The sequence below is a fragment of the Pseudomonas cannabina genome (assembly GCF_900100365.1).
In the GTDB taxonomy this organism is placed as follows: domain Bacteria; phylum Pseudomonadota; class Gammaproteobacteria; order Pseudomonadales; family Pseudomonadaceae; genus Aquipseudomonas; species Aquipseudomonas cannabina.
On record NZ_FNKU01000001.1, the window covers coordinates 5,322,100 to 5,347,943 of the forward strand.

Sequence of the window (25,844 nt, forward strand, 5' to 3'; positions counted from 1 at the left end):
GCCTCTTCGCGAACAAGTTCGCTCCCACAGAACCGCGTCGTGTCAGACCATTTCGGGTAAAAGGCGACCGAAGGCTCCATGCCGGACGGCACATCTTCAGCGGATGCACCGGCCTCTTCGCTCCCACAAGATCGCATTCCAAGCAAGCAAAGCAGTCAGTGATCACTTGCCTTTGACCACCATCTGCGCTGGCGCATCACCCAGGGCCTGCCAGTTCGGGCGGTACATCGATTCCACTTGTGGCGGCGGTACGCGGTAGGTGCCGGGTGTAACGGCTCGCGCCAGATACAGCAAGTGCACGCTGTTGCCGCCGTCGATGTCCAGCGCGGCCACGTAGCGGTCGCCGCGATATTCCTGATGCTTGATCCCGGCGTTCTGCATCGATTCACGGATGGTTTTCACCTCTTCGCTGGCGTCTTCCAGGCTGGCCGAGCTTTGCGCGAGGTTCTGGTTTTCCAGTTCCAGACCTGCGGGCAGCAAGTCCACCACCAAGGCGTCCGGAACGCGCTGTTTGGCAGCGATCTCCAGATGCACCAGCACCAGTTGCCCGGTTTTCAACGCGCCGACATTCAACGGCGCGCCGCTCAGGGTCAGGTATTCGCGCCGGATGCTCAGGTTTTCACCACCGGCCGCAGGCGGCTGGGTCGGATAGCCAGAGACGGTCAGCTGCTGATAGAGCGGCTCGCTGCCCTGATTGTGAACGGTAAGCGGCGAGCCCAGCACGGTGCCGTCCAGCTTGAGGCCCGGCTGCTTGTTGCTCAGCTCGCGGGTTTCGGTGCCGCTGGCGATGCTCGCGGTCCAGTCCTTCTCCGGTTTGCTCAACAGGTTGCGACCGGCAAGGAACAGTGAATTGCTTTCCTGAGTGGACAGGTAGCGACTGGCAGCCACTTCATCCGCCAGGGCAAACAGGCGCTCGTCACGCTTGTCCTTGGCCAGGTCGTTTTCTTCCAGCAACGCCAGAATCAGCGCCTGATCACGCAGCGAACTGCCATAATCGGCCAGCCATTCGTTCTTGCGACCGACCGCCAGGCCGGCGGTCAGGGCCAGATCGGCGCGCGGTTTGTCGCCCATCTTCTCCAGCGCCACGGCCAGTTGTACCAATGGCAGGCCGGAGCGCGCATCGCTGCGACGGTCGAACAGGCTGCGCAATGCCGCCAGCGGAGCCTGTTGACTGCGTGCCAGCACCAGCCCGGCGTAAGCCTGTACGGCAAAGCGCGTATGTTCGGCGTTCTGGCTGTAATTGACCTGAATCTGGCCAGCATCCTGCAAGTAGCGCAGCAAGCGTTCGTTGGCTTTCTTCAGCGCGTCCGGCGGCACGGCGAAGCCTTGATCGCGGGCGCGCAGCAGGAAGTCGGTGACGTAGGCGGTCAGCCAGTATTCTTCGTCGCCATCCGAGCCCCACAGGCCGAAGCTGCCGTTGTAGCGCTGCATGCCCAGCAAGCGCTCGATCCCGATTTCGACTTTGCGCTTGCGTTCGGCATCCGGCTCGCCGCTCAGGCCCAGGCGCTTTAGAGTTTCGGCGTCGGCATACAGCGAGGGATACAGACCGCTGGCGGTCTGCTCCAGGCAGCCGTAAGGGTAAGCTTTCAGCGCGCGAATCTGTTCGCCGAGGTTCAGCGGCGGACGGCTCGACAGCGACAGCAGCGCTTCACGTCCCGCAGGCTCGAACGCCTCCAGCGCGCCGTCCGGCAGGCTCCAGGTCTGATCGTTGAGGGTGGCGCGGTAATGCTTGAGCATCGCCGGGTAGGCAGGGCGCACGCCTACGGTCCATTCGCGGGTGAACGCAGGCAGGTTTTCGCCCGGCAGGTCCAAGCCTTCCACCAGCACCTTGATCTTGCCCTGACCCAGCCCGCCCTGCGCCAGCACCGGCACTTTCAAGGTGACGCGCTGGCCCTGTTTGAGCTGCAAGGGCTTGCTCTGATCGCCGCCCGGAATGCTCAACTGGCCTTCCGCGCTGATTTTCACGTCCAGCTTCTGCGCTGAACCCGAGAGGTTGGAAATGTCCAGCGCGACGCTGGTCTGGTCGCCGCCGGCCAGAAAGCGTGGCGTCGACAGTTCGGCAATGATCGGCGCGGCAACCACGGTTTTCGCCTCGGCCATGCCGTAGCGCTCGTCGGTCCAGGCCTGCGCCATGATGCGCAGTTCGCCATTGAAGTCCGGAATGTCGACGCTGACTTCGCCTTCGCCCGCATCATTGAGCGTCACTGGAGCACTCTGCTGCGCGACGATGGTAACGCTGGTGTCCGGACGTTTGCCGCCCTTGGCCAGCGCATCGCCACCGAACGCCATGCTCGCCAGACGACCCTGACCGGCTTCGATCAACTGGCCATAGATATCCAGTTGGTCAGCACCGTATTGCTTGCGCCCGAACAGGCTGGCAAACGGGTCGGGCGTGGCGTAGCGGGTGATATTGAGGATGCCGACGTCCACCGCCGACACCAGCACATGGACCTGCTTTGGCACGCTTCCGTCGGCATTTTTGGCAGCAACCTTGAGCGTGAGTGGCTGTTTGGGACGCATTTTTTCCGGCGCGGTGACGGTCAGCGCCAGCTTGCGTGGCGCGCGGTCCAGCGGCAGGTGCAGCACGCCCACGGCACGTTTCGGTGTGATATTGGCCTTGCGTTCGCCGGGACGAATCACCAGCGCGGTGACGTACAAGTCGTGACGCGCCCATTGTTTGTCGAGCGGGATTTCATATGACTTGCCTTCGGCCGGCACGTCGATTTCCTTCCACCACAGCGGACCTTCGCTGGACTCGATCAGCAGATAGCCCTTGCCTGCGGCTGGCGGCGTGACGGTGACCGTTGCCGTGTCACCGTCGTTGTAAGCAGGCTTGTCCAGCGCCAGTTTGACCTGATCCGGCCTGACTGCGCCGCCGTCGGTGTTGTCCTGCCAGCGATAACCGGCCCAGAAACGCAGGCTGCTGATCATGCCCGTGGCAGGGTCTTCCACTTCGACGCGGTACGGGCCCCACTCCACCGGGAAGCTAATCCTGGCCGTGGAGTCCTTGGAGATGTTGAGGGTTTCCTCGTTCAGGTTGAGGAATTTCTCATTGAAGTGGTAGCTCCAGCCGTCATCGGCCGAGTAGTTCCAGTAGTAGTCGCGGCGCTCACGGATCAAACGGACCTTGACGTTGTCGGCGGCCAGTTTGTTGCCAGCGGCATCGGCCATGACGATTTCGAACTCGGCCGGGCCGTCGCCATTGGTTTGCGCTTCGCCTTTGCTGGCCTCATCGTCGTAATCATCGCCACCGGTGCTGCTGCCGAACAGCGCGCGCACGCCGGGCAGTTGCTCGGCCGGCCAGATCGGCTGCACCAGACGACGAGTGATCGGACGCCCTCCGGACTCTTGCAGGCTGGCTTGCAGAATCAGTTGCAGCGGCGACTTGGCGGCGGCCCATTCGGTTTTCACCGAGAGCGTCGTGTGGCCTTCGGCATCGAGGGTGACGGGCTCGAGCTCCAGGTCGTGCTTGAGGTCTGCTTCGGTGATCGAACCGAACTGGTAGCCCGGCAATTTGGCCACTGCTTCGCGCAACGGACGCACATACACCTGACCGGTCAGGCTGTTGCCCGAAGCGGGCGCGCCGTACAGATAGCGGCCAGTGATGTCGAACTGCGGGTCGTCGGCCGGTGCGACCGGCGTATCGCTGCCTTTGAGCTCCAGTGCCAGACGCTCGGGCAGGAAGTCTTCGACCTTGAATTCGTAAAGCTGCGGTTTGCCGTCGCCTAGGTCGAACACCAGTTGCCAGCGCCCGGTTGGCGCTTCTTCGGCAGGCTGCAATTGATATTGGTAAAAACCGCTGCTGTCGGCTTCCCAGACGAATTTGCGGCTGACCTGATCGTCAGGACGGCGCACTTCGACAGTGATCGGTTGCGGTTTGACGTGCTTGCCGTCGCTGTCACGCAGCAGTCCGTTGAGCAGCACGGTTTCGCCGGGGCGATACAGGTCACGCGGGCCGAAAATGAAGAATTGCAGCGGATGCGCCTGCGGGCCGGAGATGTCGAACTCGGCCAGGTCCAGCGCCGAGCTGTTGAGGCGCAGCATGCTGGTCTGTTCATCCTTGTGCGCCAGAACGACCGCCGCTTTGGCGGGCAGCGGCAATTGCGCATGGCCATCGCTGTCGGTCTTGCCTTGGGCGACTACTTTGCCGTTGTCGTCATAGACATCGACGCTCACGTCACCGAGGGCTTTGCCATCTTCCAGCGCCTGTGTGAAAACGTCCAGGCGATTGCTGTAACGGTGCACCGACAAGCCGATATTGCTGAGGGTGAACAGGGTGGCGGGTTGCGTGTAGCTGTAAGTGCCTGACGCGCGCATCACCGCCAGATAAACGCCCGGTTGTTGCAGCGCTTTGATGCCGGCAATCGGCAGCAGTACGGTTTCGCGGGTGTTACGGGCCGGCTTGAGGTCGAATCGGCCGCTGTAGACCAGATCGGCCATGGGCAGCAGCTCTTCAGAACTGTAGCTGGACAGGCTCGACGCGCCGTCCCATTGGGCGAGGAAGTTCGGCATCGAATCGGGTTTGACCCGGAAGAATTCGACATCCACTTTGTCGACGTTCAGGGCGATGAACGGCAGGCCCTCAGCCAGGCGCGTCGGCAACAGGCTGCCCCGGCTGGCGAAGCCGACAGTCGCTTGCAGGTCGCGGGTTTCCAGGCGGCTGATGTATTCGGCGGCCAGCTTGGCCTTGTTGACGGCTTGCAGCCCGGCGTCGACGGTCAGCACCAGTTTGCGCTGCGGCTCGAGGTGACGCAGACGCAGCTCCATGAGGTTGTCCGACAGCTCCCAGGCACCGTCGACCTTGCCGTTCTTGCTGTCCACCAGATGAAGTTTGTCGCCGAAGTTCTGCTCCGGGTCCAGCGGCACCGAGAAGCTCACCGAGAGCGTGCTGGCGCCGTCAACCTGGATTTCCGAGACGTCGATGACCGTCAGCTCGCGCCCTGCATAGCGCTTGCTCAGCGCGGCGAGGTCCACGGCGGGTTTGGGCCGGGCCTGGGTAACCGCTGCCTGAGTCGCGGGGGCGGTGCCCGCCGCAGGTGTGTCTGGCGTCGAGGAATCGCAGGCACTCAGCAGCGCAAGCGCGCACGCCAGAAACAATCCTTTGTTCAACATGTGGGCACTCATCGGCAACGGTAGAGAGGAGGCGACTATATAACAGTCGAGGTGACAAGTATTACTGTCAGATTGAACAGCGTGCGCCCGGACGCATTTGGGGTAAGGGGCGTCGCACGATAGTTAAACTGCATAGCCCTCGCGCTGTGGCTACAATGCCCGCCTTGTCGGGGGTTCTCATGTCTACGTTGCTCACTGATTGGCGTCACCGCTCAACCCATCGGCGTGTCTGGGCGCTGGCGGCGCCGATGATTTTGTCGAACATTTCCGTACCGCTGGTGGCGCTGGTCGACAGTGCGGTGATTGGCCATTTGCCGCATGCGCATCAGTTGGGTGCCGTGGCGGTAGGGGCGACGCTGTATACCTTTCTCGCCTGGGCGATGGGGTTTCTGCGCATGGGCACCACCGGGTTTGCCGCGCAGGCGGCGGGGCGCAGTGACAGCGCGGCGCTGCGGCGGATTCTGTTGCAGGGGCTGTTGCTGGCCGGGGGACTGGCATTATTGCTGGGCGTGATCGCCTTGCCGTTCAGCCATCTGGCGCTGGCGATGATGCAGCCGTCTGCCGACTTGCAACAGATGACCCTGGACTTTTTCCACACTCGATTATTCGGCCTGCCTGCGGCGCTGGCCAGTTATGCGCTGGTCGGCTGGTTTCTCGGCACGCAGAACGCCCGGGCACCGCTGGCGATCCTGCTGGTCACCAATGTGGTCAACATCGTGCTGAATCTGTGGTTCGTGATGGAGCTGGACTGGGGCGTTATTGGCTCGGCCCGCGCGTCGGTGCTGGCGGAATGGACCGGCGTGGTGCTCGGCCTGCTGCTGGCGCGCAAGACTTTGCGCGCCTGGCCCGGACAGATTGTCTGGTCGGCGCTGAAGCTATGGAGCAACTGGCGGCCGTTGCTGGCGGTCAATCGCGATATCTTTCTGCGCACGCTGGCGCTTCAATCGGTCATGTTTCTGATTACCGTGCAGGGCGCTCGGCTCGGTGATGCAACGGTCGCGGCCAACGCATTGCTGCTTAACGGCCTGCTGTTGACGGCTCATGCACTGGACGGGCTGGCGCATGCGGTCGAAGCGCTTTGCGGCCATGCCATCGGGGCGCGTGACCGCGACACGCTGCGTCGTTCACTGGTGGTGGCAGGCGGCTGGTCGCTGATTGCCAGCGTGGGGTTTGCGCTGTTGTTTCTGGCGGGCGGGCATTGGTTCGTCAGCCTGCAGACCGACATTCCCGAGGTTCGTGAAACGGCGATCACCTACCTGCCGTATCTGGCGTTGATGCCGTTGCTCGCGGTCTGGAGCTATCTGCTCGACGGGCTGTTCATCGGCGCCACGCGGGCCCGCGAAATGCGCAACGCGATGCTGATCAGCGCGGCAGGCATCGCGCCGGTTGCGTGGCTGGCTTCCAGCCATGGCAATCACGCGCTATGGCTGACCTTTCTGGCGTTTACCCTGCTGCGCGGCTTGAGCCTGGGCGCCATTGCCTGGCGCCTGACACGTAGCGATGGCTGGTTCACTCACTGAGCCGATGCTTTCGCGGCCGGGTGCCTGTGCGGCGTGTTGTTGACGAACATTTCAACCTCGTCCGCAACCGGTGCCAGGCTGCTCAACACTTTGGCGAACGCACCGACCAGCGTGCCGTGATTGGTGCGCGAGAAATACACGTCACGCGCCGGTACACCTGCTGCTCGCAGCTTCTGCGCCAGGCCGCCGGTGTTGCGCTCGGGGTTGACCACTGTGTCGTTGCGCGAGGCCATCAGCAGCGCCGGTGGTGCGCTGGCGCTCACGTACTTGACGGGCTGCGACTCCGGAGGCGAGTTCGGGTAGAAGAACACCGGTCTCACTTCCTCTTCCTCTATGGGCAAGAAGTCGTAAGGCCCGGCCAGCCCGATCCAGCCGCTGAGAATCGACGGCGACAATCCTTCACGCGCCAGCCAGCGAGGATCGAGGGCCAGCATCGCCGCGTTGTAGGCGCCCGCACTGTGACCCATCACAAACAGGCGTTCGGGATCGCCGCCGTAGGTTTTGATGTGTTTGTACGTCCAGGCCACCGCCTGGGCCGAGTCTTCGAGAAAGCCTGGGTAGCGTACTTGCGGGTACAGCCGGTAGTCGGCAATGACAGCGACGATGCCACGTGCCGCCAGTGCCTGGCCGACAAACGCGTAGTCAGCCCTGGAACCTCTTCTCCAGCTTCCGCCATAGAAAAACACCACCACCGGCGCATTGGCCGGTTTCGATTTCGGCGTGTAGATGTCCAGCATGTTGCGCGGGTCCGGACCGTAGCTCAGGCCGGAAACATGATCGACGGGGCCGTTCGGGTTCAAGTTGTTCAGCACCCTCAAGGGCGAACAGCCAGCCAGTGCAGCAAGTAATACTCCGCCTAGCAGTGTCAGTAAAATCGTTCGGGTCATGGTTCGGGCTCTGACAGATCATTCGGATAGGGCTGAGACTACCATAATAGCCCCCGGTTGCCGCAGTGTTACCGCTACGTCAGGCAGAGGCATCCGGATCACCTGCCGGGTCATTTGTCTGGCGGGCAAAGCTGATACGCGGGCTGCTCAGCTCGACGGCGTAGTGATCGATCCGCAGCGTGCTTTGCCCGGTTTCCACGGTCAGTTCGCTGCCTTCGCCAATCGCTATGCAGGTGCCATCTTGCAGGTGCAGGTGTCTTTGAGCCTCCGAAAGGGTCTGCCAGTCGAGGTGCATGTGGACGTTGTCGGCGTCGTGAGTGTCGGGTGATTCAAAAACGGCCAGTGGATCGTGACTCGGATTCTGAAGACAGGCGGTGATCAGCGGCGGTTGTGAGTCATCCTCGGTAAAGCTCACCAGCACCGGCACGCCACCCAGGCATTCGAAGTCCAGCCCCGGCGCAAGGTTCAGCCAGCATCCGCCTGTATGAGCGTGCAGGTCCCATTCGAGCTGCACCTGCACCCGGCCCGAGGCATCGCGCCTGGCTTTTTCGCCGCCAGGGCCCACGAGCCAGCCCCGTTGCAGTTGTGCAATCAGCGGGCGGGGCGGTAACGCTCGCGCGGTGACGCGGGTGTCCGCGAAGATCAGATGATGGTGTCTTCGTGAGTGAACGAAGTAAGAGTGGATGTTTTCTTCTGCACACAGGCGCTGCACCAGTTGCAGGTCGGATTCCTGATACTGCACGCAGCACTCGCGTTCGCGGCACTCTGTCTGCAGGTCAAAGCGATAACTGTTTTTCAAACCATGTTCTTCCAGCACCTGAGCGATGATGCGTGGCGCAGTCATGTGCTGGAAGAGGCGTGAGTTGTAACGCAAAGCCAGGCAGCTCAGCCGGGGCCCCATGGTCAGCGTGTAGCACGCCGGGCCGGGGTGGTAATGGCTGCGGGTCGCGCTGTGGATCTGCCCGTGAAAACCCGGCTCGTCGCCCGGGTTCAGGTAGGCCGACTTGAACATCAGGCTGGCGAGATCCAGGTCGAAGCCGTCGCCGAGAATCTCTATTTCAAACACAAATGGCTGGCTGATTGCCTCTGTGGGATTGAAGGATATGACGTCAAAGCAGCGTTGCAGTCGGGCGATTTCCAGACGAAAGAACGGCGCGCTGGCTGGGTCGGGCATGAAGGTGTCTCGGCGGGAATGCGGTCGCGGATTCTGGCGGAGAAGGCAGGTGGCGCAGGGCTTGATCAGGCAGAAAAGGACATTGCCTACAGAGGGATGGGGCTTGGGATTACGCAGGTCGGGTTGGTGTCATCAGGCGCGTGTCTGGTTTGGCCTACGACGGGAACAAGATTCTCGTTCCCCTGCGGGAACGAGAAATGATGAGCCCGTGAATACCGTCAGGAAGACAGGTACGAAGAGCGCGTCAGGCCCAGGCGCAGGGCGTCGAGGAAGTAGGTGCGTTCGCGCGGGGTGATCTTGGCGCTGGCGACTTTGTCCCGGTAATGGGTCATCAGTTCTTCCGGCGACAAGTGCACGTAGCGCAGCATGTCTTCGATGGTGTCGTGGGTTTCGATACCGGCGTGATACACGCTGCCATCCGGGTTCTGATAGATGTTCACCGAATCGGTGTCGCCGAACAGGTTGTGCATGTCGCCCAGAATTTCCTGATAGGCGCCTACCAGGAAGATCCCCAGCAAATAGTCTTCGCCTTCGTTCAGCGAGTGCACCGGCATGCTGGTCTCGATGCTCTGCTCGTCGACGTATTGCTTGATCTTGCCGTCGGAGTCGCAGGTCAGGTCTTGCAGCACGGCGCGGCGTACCGGTTCTTCGCCCAGACGATGCAGCGGCAGAATCGGCAGCACCTGGCCGATGGCCCAGGTATCCGGCAGGCTCTGGAACACCGAGAAGTTGCAGATGTACTTGTCGGCCAGCTTGTCGTTGAGTTCATCGAGCACCTGACGGTGCGAGCGTTGACGCGCTTTCAGCGAGTTGTACAGGCGGCGGCAGACGGCGAAGTAGCATTGTTCGCCCAGCGCTTTCTCCGCGAGGCTGATCTTGCCGTCGGCGTACTGGGTGGCGATGTCGCTCATGTAGTGCGTCGCGCGCCAGTAGGTTTCGGTGACCATTTCGATGTCGGTCGGGCCCAGCAGGTCAACCAGCCATTGCACGGTTTCCGGCAGGCTTTCCTTGTCAGCGATTTCCGGGACTTCGTCGTTGTGTTTCTCGACGTCGGTCACCTGAACCACCAGCATGGCGTGGTGCGCGGTCAGCGAGCGGCCGCTTTCCGAGAAAATGTGCGGGTGCGGCAGACCCTGCGCGTCGCAGAATTCCTTGAGCATGCCGACCACGACGCCGGCGTAATCGTCCATGTCGTAGTTGATCGAGCTGGCGTTGCGCGAGTGCGTGCCGTCGTAATCGACGCCCAGACCGCCGCCGACGTCGATGTAATCCACCGGCAGACCGAGTTTGCGCAGTTCGCCGTAATAGCGGATCGCTTCCTTGAAACCATGCTGGTAGTCCGCTAGGTTGGCGATCTGCGAGCCCATGTGGAAGTGCAGCAGGCGGATGCCTTGATCGAGACCGGCCTTGCGGAAGCGCTCGACCACCGACAGCAATTGCGCGGCAGACAAGCCGAACTTGGATTTCTCGCCACCGGTGTCAGCCCATTTGCTCGACGCCAGAGACGACAGGCGCACACGCAGGCCGACTTGTGGGGCGACTTTCAGCTCGGCGGCTTCTTCGATGACCAGCTCGACTTCGGATTCTTTCTCGATGACGATGAACACGTTGTGACCGAGCTTCTGGCCCATCAGCGCCAGACGGATGAACTCGCGGTCCTTGTAACCGTTGCAGACGATGGTGCCGCCTTTCGGCGCCAGTGCCAGCACGGCCATCAGTTCGGGCTTGGAACCGGCTTCCAGACCGATGGACACGTTCTGTGTGGCGATGATGTTTTCCACCACCGCTTCCTGCTGGTTGACCTTGATCGGGTACAGCGCGGTGTACTGACTCTGGTAGTCCAGGCGCGCAATGTTGCTGTCGAAGGCACCGGTCAGCTGACGCACGCGGTCTTGCAGGATGTCGGGGAAGCGCACCAGTAATGGCAGCGACAGGCCGCTCTTGCGCAGATTGTCGACCTGCTCGTAAAGATCGATCGGCGAGCTGCCGGGCCCGTTGGGGCGAACTTCAACGCGACCCGCTTCGTTGATTGCAAAATAACCCGCGCCCCAATGGCGAATACCATAAACGCTGCGGCTGTCCGCAACGGTCCATTGGCTACCATCGTCTTTGCGTGTGCGTCGTACGGACATCGAAGTCCCCTATAAAGAAGTCGTAGCGCCAGCCATTAGCCAGCTGGACGCAGTGTAATGAGTTGAAATGACGATTTGATTCGCGGGTTCAGCCGCCGGACTTCTTGGCCTTGAAGCCTTTTCTGGTCAGTTCAGCGATCAGCAGTTCGACATGATCGCCCTGAATCTCGATCACGCCGTCCTTGAGCGATCCGCCTGTGCCGCAGCGTTGCTTTAGGGCTTTGGCCAGCTCTTTGAGCGGCTCTTCGGCCAGCGGCACGCCGCTGATGGTGGTGACTGTCTTGCCGCCACGGCCTTTGCTCTCGCGGCGCACACGGGCTATGCCGTCGCCTTCCGGAATGGCCGTCTGCTTGCAGGTGCAGTCAGCAACGGGTTGGCGACAATCGGGGCAATGACGCCCTGCGTCGGTTGAAAACACCAAGCCACCCAAGGCAGCGAGAGAAGCGGCTTTTTTAGCCACGCAAAATCCTCTTGTTGAGGACCGAAGACCGGTCGGGCTCGCACGAGCCGTCGACCGCGAAGCCCCACTCTGGCAGGGGCAGCGCTACTGCGGCGGCAGTGCCGACACAGTTTGAAAAAGGTCGCGCAGTGTAACGGCAAACAGGCCTGTTGCTAAGGGGCTGGACGTGCCAATTTACTGAACGCTTGCTTACCGAACACCCGCTTTTGCGAACCGGGGCTTTACTGGACGGGTGGCTTCCTGAACGGGTGAGTTACTGAAAATGTGCGGCCTGTTCCAGGTAGCGTTTCAGCGCTGCCAGTGAGTCAGGGCAGTAAGGGTTCTGCTCTGCCTGACGCAACACGTCGTCGACCGGCATGAAGCGCGCTTCTAGCACCTCTTCGGGCTGCAGTGTCAGCGGCCCGTCCCACACCGCCGAGAACACCGCGCACCACAGCCGATTACCCGGCTGATCAAAGAAAAACCGTTCGTGTGCCTGCAACGGCACGCCGCTCACCCCCAGCTCTTCTTCAAGCTCGCGAGCGGCAGATTCGGCATAGCTTTCATCCGCCTGCACCATCCCGCCTGCGGCCACATCCCAGAAACCTGGATAAATCGCCTTGCTCAGGGTGCGCCGGTGTACACACAGTTCGCCTGCGCTGTTGAACAGCAGGATGTAGGTGCCACGCCCGATCAGGCCTTGTTCGCGCAGCTCGGCGCGAACCCGGGAGCCCAGCAATTGATCCTGCTCGTCGACCCAAGCGATCTGCTCGGCGTCGGAGGCGGCGCGATGCGCGGCCTCGTTCGAGGGAATGGCCATATCAGCCCTGATTCAGCAACTGACGCAGGTCGATCACCGCAGCGTTAGCCCGGGAAATGTAGTTGGCCATGACCAGCGAGTGGTTGGCGAACATACCAAACGGGCTGCCGTTGAGAATGACCGGGCTCCACATCGGTTCCTGCGAGGCCTCTAGCTCACGAATGATCTGACGCACGCTGACCGTCGCATTCTTCTTGGCCAGCACGTCAGCGAAGTCGACTTCGATGGCGCGCAACAAGTGCGACAGCGCCCAGGCCTGACCGCGTGCTTCGTAGAACACGTTGTCGATCTGCAACCACGGGGTTTCGACGATTTCCTCATCGACCTGCGGCACTTCGCCCGGTTTGACCGAGATGTTGCTCTCGGTTTTCAGCGTGCTGTTCAGCTTGACCCGACCGACACTGGCCGACAGCCGTTGCGACAGCGAACCCAGGCGGGTGCCTACATCGCCCAGCCAGTTGTTCAGGTTGTCGGCACGCGCATAGAACAGCGCGCCTTTCTGGTTCGGATCGGACAAACGGGCCTGATAGCGGCTCAAGGCCTTGATGCCTTCGGCGTATTGCGACTCGCTGGAAGGGAACAGCCAGGTGTCGTCCTTCACGTTGAACAGTGGCTCGGCACGGGCCAGATCGCCGTCTTCGGCCGACTGCGATTGCGAGCGGGCAAAGTCTTTACGCAGCGCACGGCTCAGGTCGCGGACCTGTACCAGTACGCCGTATTCCCAACTTGGAATATTGTCCAGCCATACACCCGGTGGCATTTTGTCATTCAGCAGGTAGCCACCCGGCTTGTTCAGCAGGGTGCCGGCCACGCTTTTCAAGGTTTCGACGGTGGTGTAGCCGATGACCATCTGCTTGCCTTCACGCTCGGCAGCGGCTTGTGCGTTTTGTTGCACCGGGAACAGAGCGGGCTCGCGGCTCCAGTACCAGCCGACCAGCAACGCGACCAACAGATAAATCAAGACCAAGGCGCCCAGCGCGCGGCTATAGAACAGGTTACCCAGGTAACCTCGGCGTCTGGCCGATGAGGTATCAGCGGTGCGCTCGCCCGGGCTGCCTGCGCGGTTCTTCCAATCCAGCATGGTAGGGTCCTTTCGATCTTGAGTTGAATGCTTCACGAATCGTTCGACCGCAAGCTTAGTGGGCAGTTGCAAGCTTCAAGCATAAGCCGAACGCTTCTGACTTGCAGCTTATAGCTTATAGCCTCCATCTATCAGTCGATTGATTTTGAGTGATGGCTATGCGCCATTGTTTTGTTGTCAAATAAGTGACTTACGGCGCGCTGGCGTCGTATGGGAGGTGCTAGCATAGCGCTATCAGCCGTACCGCTCAGCAACATCACAGTAGCCTGAATATGACAGAGCCCGAAGATCCCAGTCGCGATCGTTTGAAGCATCATTTTGCCCAACGGGTCATTCATCAGGCACGTCAGATTCTTGAGACGTGGCAACGCCTGCAAAAAGCCGAATGGTCGCTGGCCGACATGGCCGAACTCAACGAGTCGACCCTGCGCTTGCTGCGTTTTGCCGAGCGCTTCGAGCAGGCCGAGCATGTTGCGTTGGCGACCGAAATCGGCCAGGCGCTGGACGCCGTCGAAGCCAACCGCGGGCGCCTCAACAGCAGTGCCATTACCGAGCTCAATCGCCTGATGCAGCGCTTGTCACGGACCGGGCTCAGGCACGGCGACAGGCTGGAACACACCGCACTGCCGCCGCTGCGTAAACCGGTTTATGTCGTGCTTCAGGATGATGAACGCGCCGAGCGGTTGGCCAAACAACTGGAGTTTTTCGGTCTGGCGGCGCTGTCCTTGCACAGCGTTTCCGACTTCCAGTCCGCGATGGCGCAGCGGCATCCGGCAGCGATTGTCATGGATGTCGATTTCGGTGGCACCGGCCAGGGGCTGAAACTGGCCTCCCAAGCTCAGGAAGGGCTGGAGCACAAGCTTCCGTTGCTGTTTTTCAGCCTGCACGAAACCGATACACCCACCCGGCTGGCCGCCGTACGTGCGGGGGGTGAGGAGTTTTTGACCGGGGCGCTGGAAGCGTCGAGCCTGCTGGAGAAGATCGAAGTTCTGACCTGCGTGGCTCAATATGAGCCGTACAAGGTGCTGATCATCGATGACTCGCGTGCTCAGGCGATGCACACCGAGCGCGTGCTGAATGCTGCCGGTATCGTGACGCGGGTATTGATCGACCCGATTCAGGCGATGGCCGAGCTGGCCGAGTTTCAACCTGACCTGATCATTCTCGACATGTACATGCCGGGCTGCACCGGGACCGAGCTGGCCAAAGTCATTCGGCACAACGACCGTTACGTCAGCGTGCCGATCATCTACCTGTCGGCCGAAGACGATCAAGACAAGCAGCTTGACGCCATGAGCGAGGGCGGCGACGACTTTCTCACCAAGCCGATCAAGCCGCGCCATCTGATCACCACTGTTCGCAACCGTGCCGCCAGGGCCCGCAGCCTGAAAGCGCGGATGGTCCGCGACAGCCTGACCGGGCTCTACAATCACACGCACATCCTGCAACTGCTGGAAGACTGCAGCTTTCGCTCGCGCCGTGAAAACAAGCCGCTGTGCTTTGCCATGCTCGATATCGATCACTTCAAGAAGGTCAATGACAGCCACGGCCACCCGATGGGCGACCGTGTGATCAAAAGCCTGGCGTTGTTTCTCAAGCAGCGCTTGCGCAAGACTGACTTTATCGGCCGTTATGGTGGCGAAGAGTTTGCGGTGGTCATGCCGGACACCGACATTCACAGCGCGCATAAAGTGCTCGACGAGATTCGCCACCGTTTCGCTGAAATTCATTACCCCGCGCAGCCGGTCGACCTGTTTTGCACCTTCAGCGCCGGGGTGGTCTGCCTTGGCCCTCATGACGACAGCCTGAGCCTCGCGTCCCAGGCCGATATCGCGCTATACCGTGCCAAGCATGCCGGTCGCAATCAGGTGCACTCGACGTTGTCAGATGCGCCTTACCATGTGGTAAAGGCTTGATTCGTTTCAGTCGTGATTCTCGGTCGCGCGCTGCCGTCCGGCGGATTTGCTGGGCGAAAACGCCAGTGCCAGTTGCGTGCGATTGTGCATGTGAGTCAGGCGCAGCACTTGCGACACGTAGAGTTTGACGGTGTTTTCGGTAATCCCCAGTTCACAGGCAATCTGATAGTTGGTCAGCCCGGTGCTGACCAGTTTTGCCACATCCACCTGACGCGGTGAAAGTTTGGCCAGCGCCATGGTTACCGGCGTATTGCCTTGCGCAACGTTGCGCGCTTTGGGCTCGGCGGGCGGTGGGGTTCGGGTGTTGTCCAGATTCTGATAAAGGTCATCGATCGATGCCGCCAGGTGCTGGAGCTTTTCATTGAGAAGGCCCAGCTGTTTGCGGTTCTTCTGCCGCTCATCCAGCGCGATCAACTGGAGTTTCACACCTTCCAGCAGGTCCTGCAGGTCGACCGGTTTCTGGTAATAATCGGCGATGCCTGCGCGCAGGGCTTTGATCACGTCCTTTTTTTCGGCCCGCCCGGTCAGCATGATGGCCTCGAACAGGTGCGTCTTGCCGCCGATCTGCTTCATGGCTTCGACCATCTCGATGCCGTTCATGCCGGGCATTTCCAGGTCGCAGAGGACGATTCCGATGCTGCTGTCATGGCTGAACTGTTCGATGGCTTCCAGGCTCGAGTGACAGCGCACGCAATGAAAGTCATTGCTCTCCAGATATTCACTGAGTTCTTCAACGACCAGAGGCTGGTCATCGACCACCAGAACTTTTGTAATCGGTAATGTATTCACATGCGACTCCATGCTGTAGTACCTCGATAACAAATCGAGGGCTTTATCCATTCAGCAAACACAATGGGGTAATTTTCGAGCGTGACGTGTTTCACAGCGTTTATTCAAACGTAGCTGCACTTTCTGATTATGTACATAGCATTAACTGTTCATTCGACTAGTGGATCAATACTGCAGTGGTTAACAGTCCGGCCAATAAAAACGGCGAGAAAGGATGTTTATCTGGCGCTGCCGGGTTCATATACCGATAACGTTGCGTAAACCCTTGGTGAATAAGGTGCCAGGCGCTGCGCCCGACGATCAACCACGTCAGCATCGCAATGCCCGCGCCAATAAACGTGCACAACACATACGTACTGTTTGCTGCAAGGGCCAGTGCCGCCAACAGCTTGACGTCGCCCGCGCCCAGCCTGCCCAGTGCATAGCCGGGTAGCGTCAAGCCCAGAGCAATCAGCAGCGCCAGAGCGGCGTCGGCAGGTTCAGCGCCCAGCCAGGTCTGGCCATAAACGAACAGGTATCCCGCCGCCAGGGCCATTGCGCCAAGTGTCAGCCGGTTGGAGATTTCCTTTTTTCGAGCGTCCTGCTCGGCACATACGGCAAACCACACAAGTAAGCAAAATAATTTCATCAATCAAACCACATACTGTTTTACCTTTGCCGGAAAGAATCTATGCTGTTTTCAGGTAGCAAGTGTCAGGGTAGACGTCGATATGAAAACAGTCTTGCATCGTTCTTCTGCACGCAAACAGCGGGGCGCTGCCGCTATTGAATTCGCGGCCGTGTTCGTGATTTTTTTTGCTGTGTTCTATGGCATGGTGAGTTATAGCCTGCCGTTGCTCATGATGCAGTCTTTCAATGCGGCCGCCAGTGAAGCGGTGCGTCGAAGTGTTGCGCTCAGTCCGGCCATTGCCAACTACGACACCCTGCTGCGCAGCCAGGCTCAGAGCGTGGTCATGACGCAACTGGCGTGGATGCCGGCAGCGCTGGGCTTCAATCCTGCCTACACCAGCGTGACCTACAGCGCTGGCGTACTGACGGTGACTATCCAGTACCCCAAGACCCGTCTGACCCAAGTGTTGCCGCTGTTGACGCTTCCGGGCATCGGTGAGGTCCCGCGCTTGCCGAATAACCTTACTGCACAAGCGAGCCTGCAACTTGCCCCTTGAAAAAAACCGCCTGAGCCGTTGGCTGGGCCGTGGCGAAGCGCCGCCCGGGCCGCAGAGTGTGCCGTCGAGCAGCGAGCCTGATCCGATTGGTGCCGACCTCTACCTGCTGCTCGATGACGAGGGGCGGGTGCAGAGCATCAGTGCGCATCTGCTGACGCGGCTGGGCATCGCCGCGCCAATGGCAGCGACGCAACGATTGATGAACCTGCTGTTGCCTAACAGCGCGCTGGTCATCGAGGGCGTGCCGCACGACTGGCTGGGGCACATGCTCGACCTGGATTTCAAAAGTGCCGATGCGCACACGTTGCACGCGCGTGGCTGGGTGCAGGCGCATGGCAAGGGCTGGCTGCTGCAATTGCTCGATATCAGCGACTTGATGGAAGAGGCCAGCGCCGCACGCAGTCGTCAGCAGTGTCTGCGCTTTGCCGGGCAGATGGCCGAGCGAGTACGGGTCTGCAATGTAGAGCGGCTGACCGCCGTGGTGACCGAACAACTGGAAGAGCTGGCGCAGCTCTGGCGAATCCCGTGCGTCGCGCTGGTGTTGCCGGAAATCAGCGGCGTCGGCTGGCGTGTCTACTGTCAATACAGCGCCCACACCGCGCCGGAGCTGTGGCAGGTCGGGCAGCGCCTGGGCAGCGCCCTGGACCAGTTCGACGCCAACAGCGCGCATCAACTGAAGTTTGGCAGCGACGCGGGTCATGCCGGTCTGCAAAGTGCTTTCGGCAACGCCAATGGCTTTCTGATCCCGCACAGTCGGGACAACGTGGCCAAGGCCTGGCTGATGTTCGGCTTTTATGACCCTCAGCAGCAGTCGCCGGATCTGGGCGAGCGCGAATGGCTGAACCTGTGCTCGGCGCTGGCCGGGCCTGTGCTGTTTCGCCTGTCCGAGCAACATAACCGACACCACGTCGAGCGTCTGGCGGTGCTGCAGGACCTGCTCGGCACTGGCTGGTGGGAGCTGCTGCCCGACAGCGACGAAATCCTGCTCGCCCCGCAGCTGGCGCGTAATCTGCGTGTCGGCGACCGGATCGAAAGCCTGTCGCGTACAGACTGGCTGGCGCTGATTCATCCGGCAGATCGGCAGGAATTGTCCAGCCGCCTGGCCCGGCTGCGCGACAAAGGCACGCCGATGCTGCTGTGCGTGCGTCTGGCGCAGAGCGACCCGGCCCAGGAAACCCTGTGGTTTCGGATTCAGGGGCAGGCGCTGGTCAGTGGTCAAGTGCAGCGGGTGCTCGGCTTCATGCTCGACGTCAGCGACATCAAGAACCAGGAAACCGAAGCGGCCGCCGCGCACGCCCGGCTGGACAACCTGATCGCCAGTTCGCCCGCGGTGATCTACGTGCAGCGTTACGATCAGGGCAATCTGGAACCGACTTTTTTCAGTGACAGCCTAACTCCGCTGCTGGGCTGGACGCTTGCTGACTGCGTCGACGGTCAGTTGGCTGAGTACATTCACCCCGAAGACCGCGACATCTGGTTCGAGCGTACTCGCCAGTTGCTGCGCGAAGGCTTCGTCAGCCGACGTTATCGGCTCCGTGACCGGCAGGGTGATTATCACTGGCTGCTGGACGAGGCGCGGCTATTGCGCGATGACCTGGGTATCCCGGTAGAAGCCGTCGGTCTGTGGCTGGATGTGACCGAGGCAACGCTGGCGGCGGAGCAGGTGCGCAAGAGCGAAGAGCGTTACCGGATTCTGGTCGAGGATTCTCCGGCGATGATCTGTCGCTACACGCCGGACCTGGTGCTCAGCTTCGGCAACCGGCCACTGGCCAACTACATGGAATGCACCCCGGAACAGCTGACCGGGATCAATCTGGGCGACTGGCTCTCCGATGAACAGCGCGAAGCGTTTATCAGGCGCATCGGGCTGTTGACCCCGGAGTCGCCGTTGAGCACCGAAGAAATCTGCATCGAGCTGCCCGGTCGTGAATATGCCTGGTGGGTGTGGGCGGATCGAGGTGTGTTCGACGAACAGGGCAAGCTGGTCGAGATTCAGGCGGTGGGGCGCGACAACACCGATGTGCGGCGCTCGCGCATGCAGCTGAACCAGAGCGCCAAGATGGCGACCCTGGGCGAAATGGCCACCGGCCTGGCGCATGAGATCAACCAGCCGCTGAATGTCATGCGCATGGCGGTGGTCAACGTGCTCAAGCGTCTGGGCCGCGGCGACGTGGATATCGACTACCTCACCGAAAAGCTTAACCGCATCGACTCTCAGGTGCAGCGTGCGGCGCGGGTGGTCGACCACATGCGCGTGTTCGGTCGGCGCTCCGAGATCGAGGAGCAACTGTTCGATCCGGTTCAGGCGGTGGAAGGCACGATCTCGATGTTGACCGAAGGCATGAAAGGCAAAGGCGTGCAGTTGCGGGTCGGGAGCATGATCGAAGGCGTGCAGGTGCGCGGGCATGTCGATCAGCTGGAGCAGGTGCTGATCAACCTGATGGTCAATGCACGCGATGCGCTGTTGTCACGCCGGGAAAAAGACCGCAGTTTCGAACCGTGGATCAGCGTTGAAGCCGAGCGCGATGAAAATATCATCCGCCTGGTGGTGCAGGACAACGGCGGTGGTATCGATCCGCGCTTGCTGGAACGCATCTTCGAGCCGTTTTTCACCACCAAACCGATGGGCGTCGGCACGGGGCTGGGGTTGTCGGTCAGCTACGGCATTGTCGACCAGATGGGCGGCCAACTGACCGTCAGCAACGTTGACGAAGGCGCACGCTTCCGCATCGAATTGCCGATCTACAACGCCGATTAAATCACCAGCGTCGCCTGGCCGAGGTTGCAGCTCAGATTGGCGCCGACATCGGCAGCCCCCAGGTTCAGGCCCAGCGACTCGAACAACGGGTCGACCACCGAAGTCAGCAAGCGGGTGAGCGTGTCGTCGACGATGGTATCCAGCGCTACAGTCAGGCTGCTCAGCAGGGTCGCCGTGCCAGTGATGAGATTGCCGAGCACATTACTGGTCGCCGGTTTGTAGACATTCACCTTCACGCTGGACACCGTGCCGTTGAGCAACGTGCTTGGTTTGGTGTGCGCAACGCCGGTCTGGAAATACGGGGCGTTGCTGATTTCCGGCAGATTGGGCGAACTGAAGGTCGTACTGACCACCGACGAGCTGCCCAGCGCTGACTGGCTGACTGTGTCGAATGTAAGGCCGATGCCGCCACCGCCGAAGGCGACGCGAGGTCCACAGGTCCCTAAAGTAGGGAGCCCTAGCAGCTTCTGGCAGGTCATGGTGCCGATATCGAGTACTGGTAGAGGGAGGGCGGTCACTGCCGCCGGATCAGTGCTGGTCGGAAATGCATTCGCAGGTTCTATCCAGCCGACTTTCGCGCTGAGCAAGGCGGCGTCGGTTTTGACGCTGAGGGTTTTGTTGGTATTGCTAGCGCAGGTGAAACCGGTGACATAACTGTCGCCACTCGCCAGCGACAGGCTCAGGTCGATTCTGGGGCCGGATGCGCCGGCCGTCAGAAATTTGGGGTCGGCGACTACGCAACTGGTCAGCCCGAGTGCGCAAGTGGTAGCGCCCAGAGTGCCGGAAATATTCAGACTTAATGCAGTACTGAGAATCGGCGTCAGGCTGCCGACCACCGAGCTGGCGGTATTGACCAGCGACGTGATCGTGCCCAGCACCGGCAGATTGATCGAGACCAGCGCCCGCATCTGCGCGGTACGCACGTAAATCCGGTTGGCGCCGGTTTTGGGGTTGCTCGGGTCGATCTTGCTCGGGTCGCCAATGGCTGAAAGCTGCGGCGGCTCGATCACCTGAATGCGCGTCGTGACCTGTGCCAGGTTACCGACATTGATCTGCGCGGCGCTGGAAATACCGGTTTTGTCATTGGCCAGTTGCGCAATACCCTGCACGAGGTCCATCAGACGCAGATTGGCACTCAATGCCGCGATATCCGGTGCGCCCTGGATCGACAGCAAATCGCCCAATACCACCGTGGTCGCCCCGGACGCCAGCTTCAAGGCTTGCAAACCTGCAATGGTCGCGGTGCCGCCCAATGTCGCGCCTGGGTCCAGCACATTGATTGCGCTCTGAATCAACTGGCTGACTGACACCGAGGTGCTAAGCACACTGCTGTAGCCGATGGCCGTCAGATTGAGGTCGGTCTTGAGTCGGTTCAGGTAGCTGAGCAGGCTGAGATCGGTATTGGCGAGACCTTGCCAGTTGGCCACGCTGAGGTTCAGCGTGCCGCCGAGCAGGCTGCCAATGACCGGGTTGAGGATCGCCGCGCGGGTGCTGTCGATGGTGACCGTTGCGCTGCGGATGGTCAGGGCCGCCAGTGGCGAGGCGCTGGCGGCGACGGCTTTGGCGCTGAGCGGAACATTCTGTGGCGTTGCCGGGCCGCCGAACAAGGCTCCGATGCCTGCTGCAATACTGCGTGGCACAGGGTGCGTGGCGACCACCTCGATGGCCAGCGCCTGGGTCTGGTCGACACTGAACGTTCGCTGGCTCAGAGCGTTCAACACCAGCGTGCCGCAGCGGATTGTCAGCGTGCGACTGTCGCTGCCGGGGGTGAAGCCATTGCGGATGGCGCTTTGCCTGGCAAAGTCCGCAGCGCTGGAGGTGCCGCTGCATGTGCCTCGGCGTCCGGCCGCTTCCAGCGCGGCAATGTCCGCAACCCGCTGCAGCGAGCGTTTCTCCAGATAAAGCCGGCCGCTGTCAACCACGACCAGCGTGCACAACAGCGCCAGCCCCAGCGTCAGCGCCGCCATCAGGCCGATTGCACCGCGTTGCCGATGCTGTGTTGCGGTATAGCGATTCAGGCGAGACATCAGCACTCCTTCGGCAACGCCGTCGCTCACTCTCCTGTGTGAGGGGAGTGTAGACAATGCCTCGAAGGCGCGCTGACAAGCTGTCAGCTTCGCCGTTTACGTTTAGTATTGATAGCGCAGCACCGCATGCGACAGCGCGCGCACGGCAAATATGCCGAGCAGGGCAGTCATCGCCGGAACGATCAGCCACCAGACCCGCACTGACATTGCGCTCAGCGATTGCTTGCGCTGGAAGAACGCCAGGCTGGCCGCGCAGACGCAGAACGCCAAAAGCATGCCGGCCAGAATATCGGTCGGCCAGTGAACGCCCAGGTACACCCGTGACAAGGCAATCGCCAGCGCCGGAATGCCGCAGACCAGCATCCAGGTCAGGCGCAAACGCACCGGCTGGCCACGGCCCGCCAGCACCGCGAGGGTCATGAACAGCGCGAACGCCGCAGAACTGTGCCCGCTGGGCATGCTGTAGGAGGTAATCGGGTCGAGCAGAACTTCCGGGCGCGCGCGGGCGAAGAACGTTTTCAGCGTACCGTTCGCGATGGCCGTACCCAGTGTGACGGTCAGCGCAAAGGCTGCGTGGCGCCACTGTTGGGCAACTGCCAGCACGATGATCAGCAAGGACGCCGCCAGCAACTGAGCCTTGAAGTCGCCGATACTGGTGACGAACAGCACGATGTTCTGCGCGGCTTCGCTGCGGTGCTCCTGGACCAGCGTCATCAAACCGTTGTCGAAATCAGCCAGGTAGGGCCAGCCAATGAACAGCGCCGCCACCAGTATCAGGCTGAGTGCGGAAATCACTTTGGTGGCGTAACGCTTCTGGCGAATGCTGCTCTGAATGCTCAAACCGAACAGAATCGCCAGCCCGGCACCGACCACCGCGGCCTCGGGCCAGAAACCATCCGGCAGCGGTAGGCGAATGGCTGCACCGGCGGCCCAGCCCGGCATCAGGTAGGCAATCGACCAGCCTGCGGCCGCCAGCACGCTGACCGCTACAAAGCGTGGCAGCGGCATGTCGCACATACCGGCGATCATCGGCAGCATGGGCCGCAGCGGGCCGATGAAGCGGCCGACCAGCAGGCTGGCAATCCCGTAGCGATGGAAATAGGTCTCGGCCCCGGCCATCCATTCCGGGTGGGTGCGCAGGCCCGGCAACTGGCGAATGTTCTGGTGGAAACGACGGCCGATGAAGTACGACACCGCGTCCCCGAGCAGCCCGCCCAGAAAGCCCAGCAGCAGCACTTCGCTCAACGGCAGAATGCCGCTGCCGGCCAGCGCGGCAATGGCAAACATGATCACGGTGCCCGGCACGACAATCCCGACAATCGCGACACATTCGGTAAATGCCACCACAAAGATCGCGACAGCTACCCAGGAGGGGTTGGCCGTCAACCAGCCGGTCATGCCACTGAGCAGGTCGCCCATGGGTCAGTTTCCTTGATCGAGAAGTAAGTAGTCGCGGCCTTCGACCTGGCCGCGTCTGAGAGGGTTCCGTGTGCAGAATCGTGCGTAACCGGCGTCCACGAAGCGATACAGCAAATGCTCGTCGCGGCCGGTGGGGATGCCCAGTCGGGTGGTCTGAATGATGCGCTCGGGCGCCTGGTCGACGTCCTCGACCAGCAGTTTTTGCGGATCGAAGCGCTTTGCGTCCCAGACCGGGACTTTGAGGCCCAGCGCCTTGCACAGCAGCGTCTGGCCGGCACAGAGGCATTGCGCCGGGCGAATCTGGCCGCTGGCGTCGGGATTGTTCAATTGCATCTGTGCCAAGGCGTTCTCGTCGCTGATCGCGTCGGTCCACGGGAATGCCGACTTGATCAGCACCGCGTTGCCTGGCCCTTCGGCGCTGAAATTCAGCGAGTCGCCGCCGCGCGCGTAATACATATAGATGTGGCCGCCTTCGAGGAACAGCGCCCTGCGTTTCTCCGTGTAGCCGAGCGACGCGTGGCTGCCTTTCTCTGCGCAGTAATAGGCTTCGGTCTCGATGATTCGCGCCGCCAGCCACAACTCGCCGACCTTGTGGCGGATGACCTTGCCCAGCAGGTCGCGCGCCAGCAATTGGGCATCACGCTGGAAAAAACTGTCCAGAAGAGCAACGGGCATAGCAGCAGGCATAGATAAGACAGGTACGTTGAAAAGGTGATCGATCATAGCAAGCGCAACTTTAATTGCAGCTGAATGTGTCGGTATTGGCGACTTTGTTGTTTCTGAAAATGACTGAATCATGACAAGCCGGTTAACCCGCGCGAGCGCTTTGTGCGTGCGTCTCCCTGCGACGCCGGTCGCGACACTGCAAAGGCTGAGCGCTCATCGTTCTACATGAGTCCTGAAAAGCTCGGAAAATGGGCCGTTCAGGCTTCTGCCTGCAAGGCGTGGGAGCGTCGCCCGGTCGCTCCCACGCCCTTCGGCCTTCGGCCAGAATCAGTAGCGGACTTGTGTTTAACGCCAAATGATCTGGCCCACAACGAGGCTTCTGCCCGCAGGGCGTGGGAGCGGACTTGTCCGCGAACTGCCGGGAACCGGCAGCAAAACCGCGGACAAGCGAAGTGTCGCCCGGCCTGCTCCCACGGCCTCGGCCAGAATCAATAGCGGACTTGTGTGTAGCGATGAGTGCTGAGCGTGATGAGCGTTGGTCTGCGCAAGAAATCTGCGCACTGTTATCGACCATCCGCCTGTCTGCGCTGTCGTTCGTGCCCCACGACAGCTATAATCGGCCGCTTTCCTCTTTGCCAAGACCTCTGAGACCATGACCGAGTCCGTTCTTGACTACATGACCCGCCTGGGTCGCGCCGCCCGCGAAGCATCGCGCGTGATCGGTCGTGCCAGCACTGCGCAGAAGAACCGCGCCCTGCTCGCCACAGCTTCTGCGCTGGATGCCGCTCGCGATGAGCTGTCTGCCGCCAACGCGCTGGACCTGGCCAACGGGCAGGCCAGCGGGCTCGAGCCGGCCATGCTGGAACGTCTGGCCCTGACCCCCGCACGCATCGACAGCATGATCGTCGGGTTGCGTCAGGTCGCCAGCCTCGCCGACCCGGTCGGCGCGATCCGCGACATGAGCTATCGGCCGTCGGGTATTCAGGTTGGCAAGATGCGCGTGCCGTTGGGCGTGGTAGGCATCATCTACGAGTCGCGTCCGAACGTGACCATCGACGCCGCCAGCCTGTGCCTGAAGTCCGGTAACGCGACCATTTTGCGTGGCGGCTCCGAGGCGATTCACTCCAATCGCGCCATTGCGGCCTGCATTGAGCGCGGTCTGGCCGAGGCCGGTTTGCCTGCGGCCGTGGTGCAAGTGGTGGAAACCACCGACCGTGCAGCGGTTGGCGCGCTGATCACCATGCCCGAGTACGTGGACGTTATCGTCCCGCGCGGCGGCAAGGGCCTGATCGAGCGGGTCAGCCGTGATGCGCGGGTGCCGGTCATCAAGCATCTGGACGGTATTTGCCACGTGTATGTCAGCGCGCACGCCGACCTGTCCAAGGCACAGAAAATCGCCTTCAACGCCAAGACCTATCGTTACGGTATCTGCGGCGCGATGGAAACCCTGCTGGTCGATCAGACCATCGCTGCTGATTTCCTGCCGCCGATGGCAGCGCAGTTTCGCGAGAAGGGTGTCGAGTTGCGCGGTTGTGAACGCACCCGCGAGCTGATCGACGTCATTGCCGCGACCGAAGAAGACTGGCACGCCGAGTACCTGGCGGCGATCTTGTCGATTCGTTTCGTCAGCGGGCTGGACGAAGCCATCGAGCACATCAATCACTATGGCTCGCATCACAGTGATGCCATCGTTTCCGAGCATCAGAGCCAGATTCGCCGCTTCATGGCCGAGGTCGACTCCAGTTCGGTCATGATCAACGCACCGACCAGCTTCGCTGACGGGTTCGAATACGGATTGGGTGCCGAGATCGGCATTTCTACTGATAAGCTGCACGCCCGCGGCCCGGTCGGGCTGGAAGGCCTGACCTGCGAGAAGTACATCGTGATCGGCGACGGTCAATTGCGCGGGCAAGCCTGACTTGAGCGAGCCCGAGGCTG

The 25,844-nt window shown here is 61.3% G+C and carries 17 protein-coding genes; 5 read left to right on the top strand and 12 right to left on the bottom strand.

Going from position 1 to position 25,844, the window contains the following annotated elements:
- Nucleotides 1-162 precede the first annotated feature (162 nt).
- The gene (locus BLT55_RS24985; RefSeq protein ID WP_055002112.1) at nt 163-5,112 is read right to left on the bottom strand and encodes an alpha-2-macroglobulin family protein; all 4,950 of its coding nucleotides are present in this window, start codon (nt 5,110-5,112) and stop codon (nt 163-165) included.
- A 179-nt stretch (nt 5,113-5,291) separates the two neighbouring features.
- Between BLT55_RS24985 and BLT55_RS24990 the strand changes: the two genes are divergently transcribed.
- Nucleotides 5,292-6,632 (top strand): MATE family efflux transporter, encoded by a 1,341-nt coding sequence (locus BLT55_RS24990; protein ID WP_055002111.1) that lies wholly within the window; start codon nt 5,292-5,294, stop codon nt 6,630-6,632.
- Here the strand turns inward: BLT55_RS24990 and BLT55_RS24995 are convergent.
- The 6 genes from BLT55_RS24995 to BLT55_RS25025 form a co-directional block, all read right to left on the bottom strand.
- Nucleotides 6,626-7,519 (bottom strand): alpha/beta hydrolase, encoded by an 894-nt coding sequence (locus tag BLT55_RS24995; protein WP_055002110.1) that lies wholly within the window; start codon nt 7,517-7,519, stop codon nt 6,626-6,628. The genes BLT55_RS24990 and BLT55_RS24995 overlap by 7 nt on opposite strands.
- A 79-nt stretch (nt 7,520-7,598) precedes the next feature.
- Nucleotides 7,599-8,693 (bottom strand): contractile injection system protein, VgrG/Pvc8 family, encoded by a 1,095-nt coding sequence (locus tag BLT55_RS25000; RefSeq protein WP_055002109.1) that lies wholly within the window; start codon nt 8,691-8,693, stop codon nt 7,599-7,601.
- Between the two features lie 218 nt (nt 8,694-8,911).
- Complete coding sequence (gene speA / locus BLT55_RS25010) at nt 8,912-10,825, bottom strand: arginine decarboxylase (protein ID WP_007250910.1); 1,914 nt, start codon at nt 10,823-10,825, stop codon at nt 8,912-8,914.
- Between the two features lie 88 nt (nt 10,826-10,913).
- Nucleotides 10,914-11,285, bottom strand: coding sequence for a translation initiation factor Sui1 (locus BLT55_RS25015; protein WP_007250909.1), 372 nt, complete (start codon nt 11,283-11,285; stop codon nt 10,914-10,916).
- A gap of 253 nt (nt 11,286-11,538) precedes the next feature.
- A complete protein-coding gene (locus tag BLT55_RS25020; protein WP_055002107.1) occupies nt 11,539-12,084 on the bottom strand; it encodes an NUDIX hydrolase in 546 nt (181 codons plus the stop codon).
- Between the two features lies 1 nt (nt 12,085).
- Complete coding sequence (locus BLT55_RS25025) at nt 12,086-13,165, bottom strand: DUF2333 family protein (protein ID WP_007250907.1); 1,080 nt, start codon at nt 13,163-13,165, stop codon at nt 12,086-12,088.
- 272 nt (nt 13,166-13,437) lie between these two features.
- Here BLT55_RS25025 and BLT55_RS25030 point away from each other — a divergent pair, with 272 nt between their 5' ends.
- Nucleotides 13,438-15,081, top strand: a complete 1,644-nt coding sequence (locus BLT55_RS25030) for a response regulator (protein WP_055002106.1) — start codon at nt 13,438-13,440, stop codon at nt 15,079-15,081.
- Between the two features lie 6 nt (nt 15,082-15,087).
- On the opposite strand, the gene BLT55_RS25035 is transcribed toward BLT55_RS25030, so the two are convergent.
- Together BLT55_RS25035 and BLT55_RS25040 are read right to left on the bottom strand one after the other, a co-directional pair.
- Nucleotides 15,088-15,882, bottom strand: coding sequence for a response regulator transcription factor (locus BLT55_RS25035; protein ID WP_055002105.1), 795 nt, complete (start codon nt 15,880-15,882; stop codon nt 15,088-15,090).
- Between the two features lie 145 nt (nt 15,883-16,027).
- Nucleotides 16,028-16,498: an A24 family peptidase gene (locus BLT55_RS25040; protein WP_055002104.1), complete on the bottom strand. Its 471-nt coding sequence runs from the start codon at nt 16,496-16,498 to the stop codon at nt 16,028-16,030.
- Between the two features lie 82 nt (nt 16,499-16,580).
- On the opposite strand from BLT55_RS25040, the gene BLT55_RS25045 reads away from it, so the two are divergent.
- Together BLT55_RS25045 and BLT55_RS25050 are read left to right on the top strand one after the other, a co-directional pair.
- Nucleotides 16,581-17,036, top strand: coding sequence for a TadE/TadG family type IV pilus assembly protein (locus tag BLT55_RS25045; RefSeq protein ID WP_055002103.1), 456 nt, complete (start codon nt 16,581-16,583; stop codon nt 17,034-17,036).
- Nucleotides 17,026-19,794 (top strand): PAS domain-containing sensor histidine kinase, encoded by a 2,769-nt coding sequence (locus tag BLT55_RS25050; RefSeq protein ID WP_055002102.1) that lies wholly within the window; start codon nt 17,026-17,028, stop codon nt 19,792-19,794. The genes BLT55_RS25045 and BLT55_RS25050 overlap by 11 nt, the downstream gene beginning before the upstream one ends.
- Here BLT55_RS25050 and BLT55_RS25055 read toward each other — a convergent pair.
- The 3 genes from BLT55_RS25055 to BLT55_RS25065 form a co-directional block, all read right to left on the bottom strand.
- Nucleotides 19,791-21,821, bottom strand: a complete 2,031-nt coding sequence (locus tag BLT55_RS25055; protein WP_055002113.1) for a pilus assembly protein TadG-related protein — start codon at nt 21,819-21,821, stop codon at nt 19,791-19,793. The genes BLT55_RS25050 and BLT55_RS25055 overlap by 4 nt on opposite strands.
- 102 nt (nt 21,822-21,923) lie before the next feature.
- Nucleotides 21,924-23,240: a bifunctional DedA family/phosphatase PAP2 family protein gene (locus tag BLT55_RS25060; RefSeq protein ID WP_055002101.1), complete on the bottom strand. Its 1,317-nt coding sequence runs from the start codon at nt 23,238-23,240 to the stop codon at nt 21,924-21,926.
- 3 nt (nt 23,241-23,243) lie between these two features.
- Nucleotides 23,244-23,915 carry a DNA-3-methyladenine glycosylase gene (locus BLT55_RS25065; protein WP_055002100.1) on the bottom strand — a complete coding sequence of 224 codons (672 nt, stop codon included), beginning with the start codon at nt 23,913-23,915 and terminating at the stop codon, nt 23,244-23,246.
- A 643-nt stretch (nt 23,916-24,558) separates the two neighbouring features.
- Here BLT55_RS25065 and BLT55_RS25070 point away from each other — a divergent pair.
- Nucleotides 24,559-25,824 carry a glutamate-5-semialdehyde dehydrogenase gene (locus BLT55_RS25070; RefSeq protein ID WP_055000265.1) on the top strand — a complete coding sequence of 422 codons (1,266 nt, stop codon included), beginning with the start codon at nt 24,559-24,561 and terminating at the stop codon, nt 25,822-25,824.
- Nucleotides 25,825-25,844 lie beyond the last annotated feature (20 nt).

Excerpts from the sequence above, each read along its gene's own strand:
- BLT55_RS25000 (WP_055002109.1), bottom strand. The coding sequence starts at position 8,693 with ATGCCCGACCCAGCCAGCGCGCCGTTCTTTCGTCTGGAAATCGCCCGA.
- BLT55_RS25025 (WP_007250907.1), bottom strand. The coding sequence starts at position 13,165 with ATGCTGGATTGGAAGAACCGCGCAGGCAGCCCGGGCGAGCGCACCGCT.
- BLT55_RS24990 (WP_055002111.1), top strand. The coding sequence starts at position 5,292 with ATGTCTACGTTGCTCACTGATTGGCGTCACCGCTCAACCCATCGGCGT.
- BLT55_RS25030 (WP_055002106.1), top strand. The coding sequence starts at position 13,438 with ATGACAGAGCCCGAAGATCCCAGTCGCGATCGTTTGAAGCATCATTTT.
- BLT55_RS24985 (WP_055002112.1), bottom strand. The coding sequence starts at position 5,112 with ATGTTGAACAAAGGATTGTTTCTGGCGTGCGCGCTTGCGCTGCTGAGT.
- BLT55_RS25045 (WP_055002103.1), top strand. The coding sequence starts at position 16,581 with ATGAAAACAGTCTTGCATCGTTCTTCTGCACGCAAACAGCGGGGCGCT.
- BLT55_RS25070 (WP_055000265.1), top strand. The coding sequence starts at position 24,559 with ATGACCGAGTCCGTTCTTGACTACATGACCCGCCTGGGTCGCGCCGCC.
- BLT55_RS25065 (WP_055002100.1), bottom strand. The coding sequence starts at position 23,915 with ATGCCCGTTGCTCTTCTGGACAGTTTTTTCCAGCGTGATGCCCAATTG.
- BLT55_RS24995 (WP_055002110.1), bottom strand. The coding sequence starts at position 7,519 with ATGACCCGAACGATTTTACTGACACTGCTAGGCGGAGTATTACTTGCT.
- speA (WP_007250910.1), bottom strand. The coding sequence starts at position 10,825 with ATGTCCGTACGACGCACACGCAAAGACGATGGTAGCCAATGGACCGTT.
- BLT55_RS25035 (WP_055002105.1), bottom strand. The coding sequence starts at position 15,882 with ATGGAGTCGCATGTGAATACATTACCGATTACAAAAGTTCTGGTGGTC.
- BLT55_RS25055 (WP_055002113.1), bottom strand. The coding sequence starts at position 21,821 with ATGTCTCGCCTGAATCGCTATACCGCAACACAGCATCGGCAACGCGGT.
- BLT55_RS25020 (WP_055002107.1), bottom strand. The coding sequence starts at position 12,084 with ATGGCCATTCCCTCGAACGAGGCCGCGCATCGCGCCGCCTCCGACGCC.
- BLT55_RS25040 (WP_055002104.1), bottom strand. The coding sequence starts at position 16,498 with ATGAAATTATTTTGCTTACTTGTGTGGTTTGCCGTATGTGCCGAGCAG.
- BLT55_RS25060 (WP_055002101.1), bottom strand. The coding sequence starts at position 23,240 with ATGGGCGACCTGCTCAGTGGCATGACCGGCTGGTTGACGGCCAACCCC.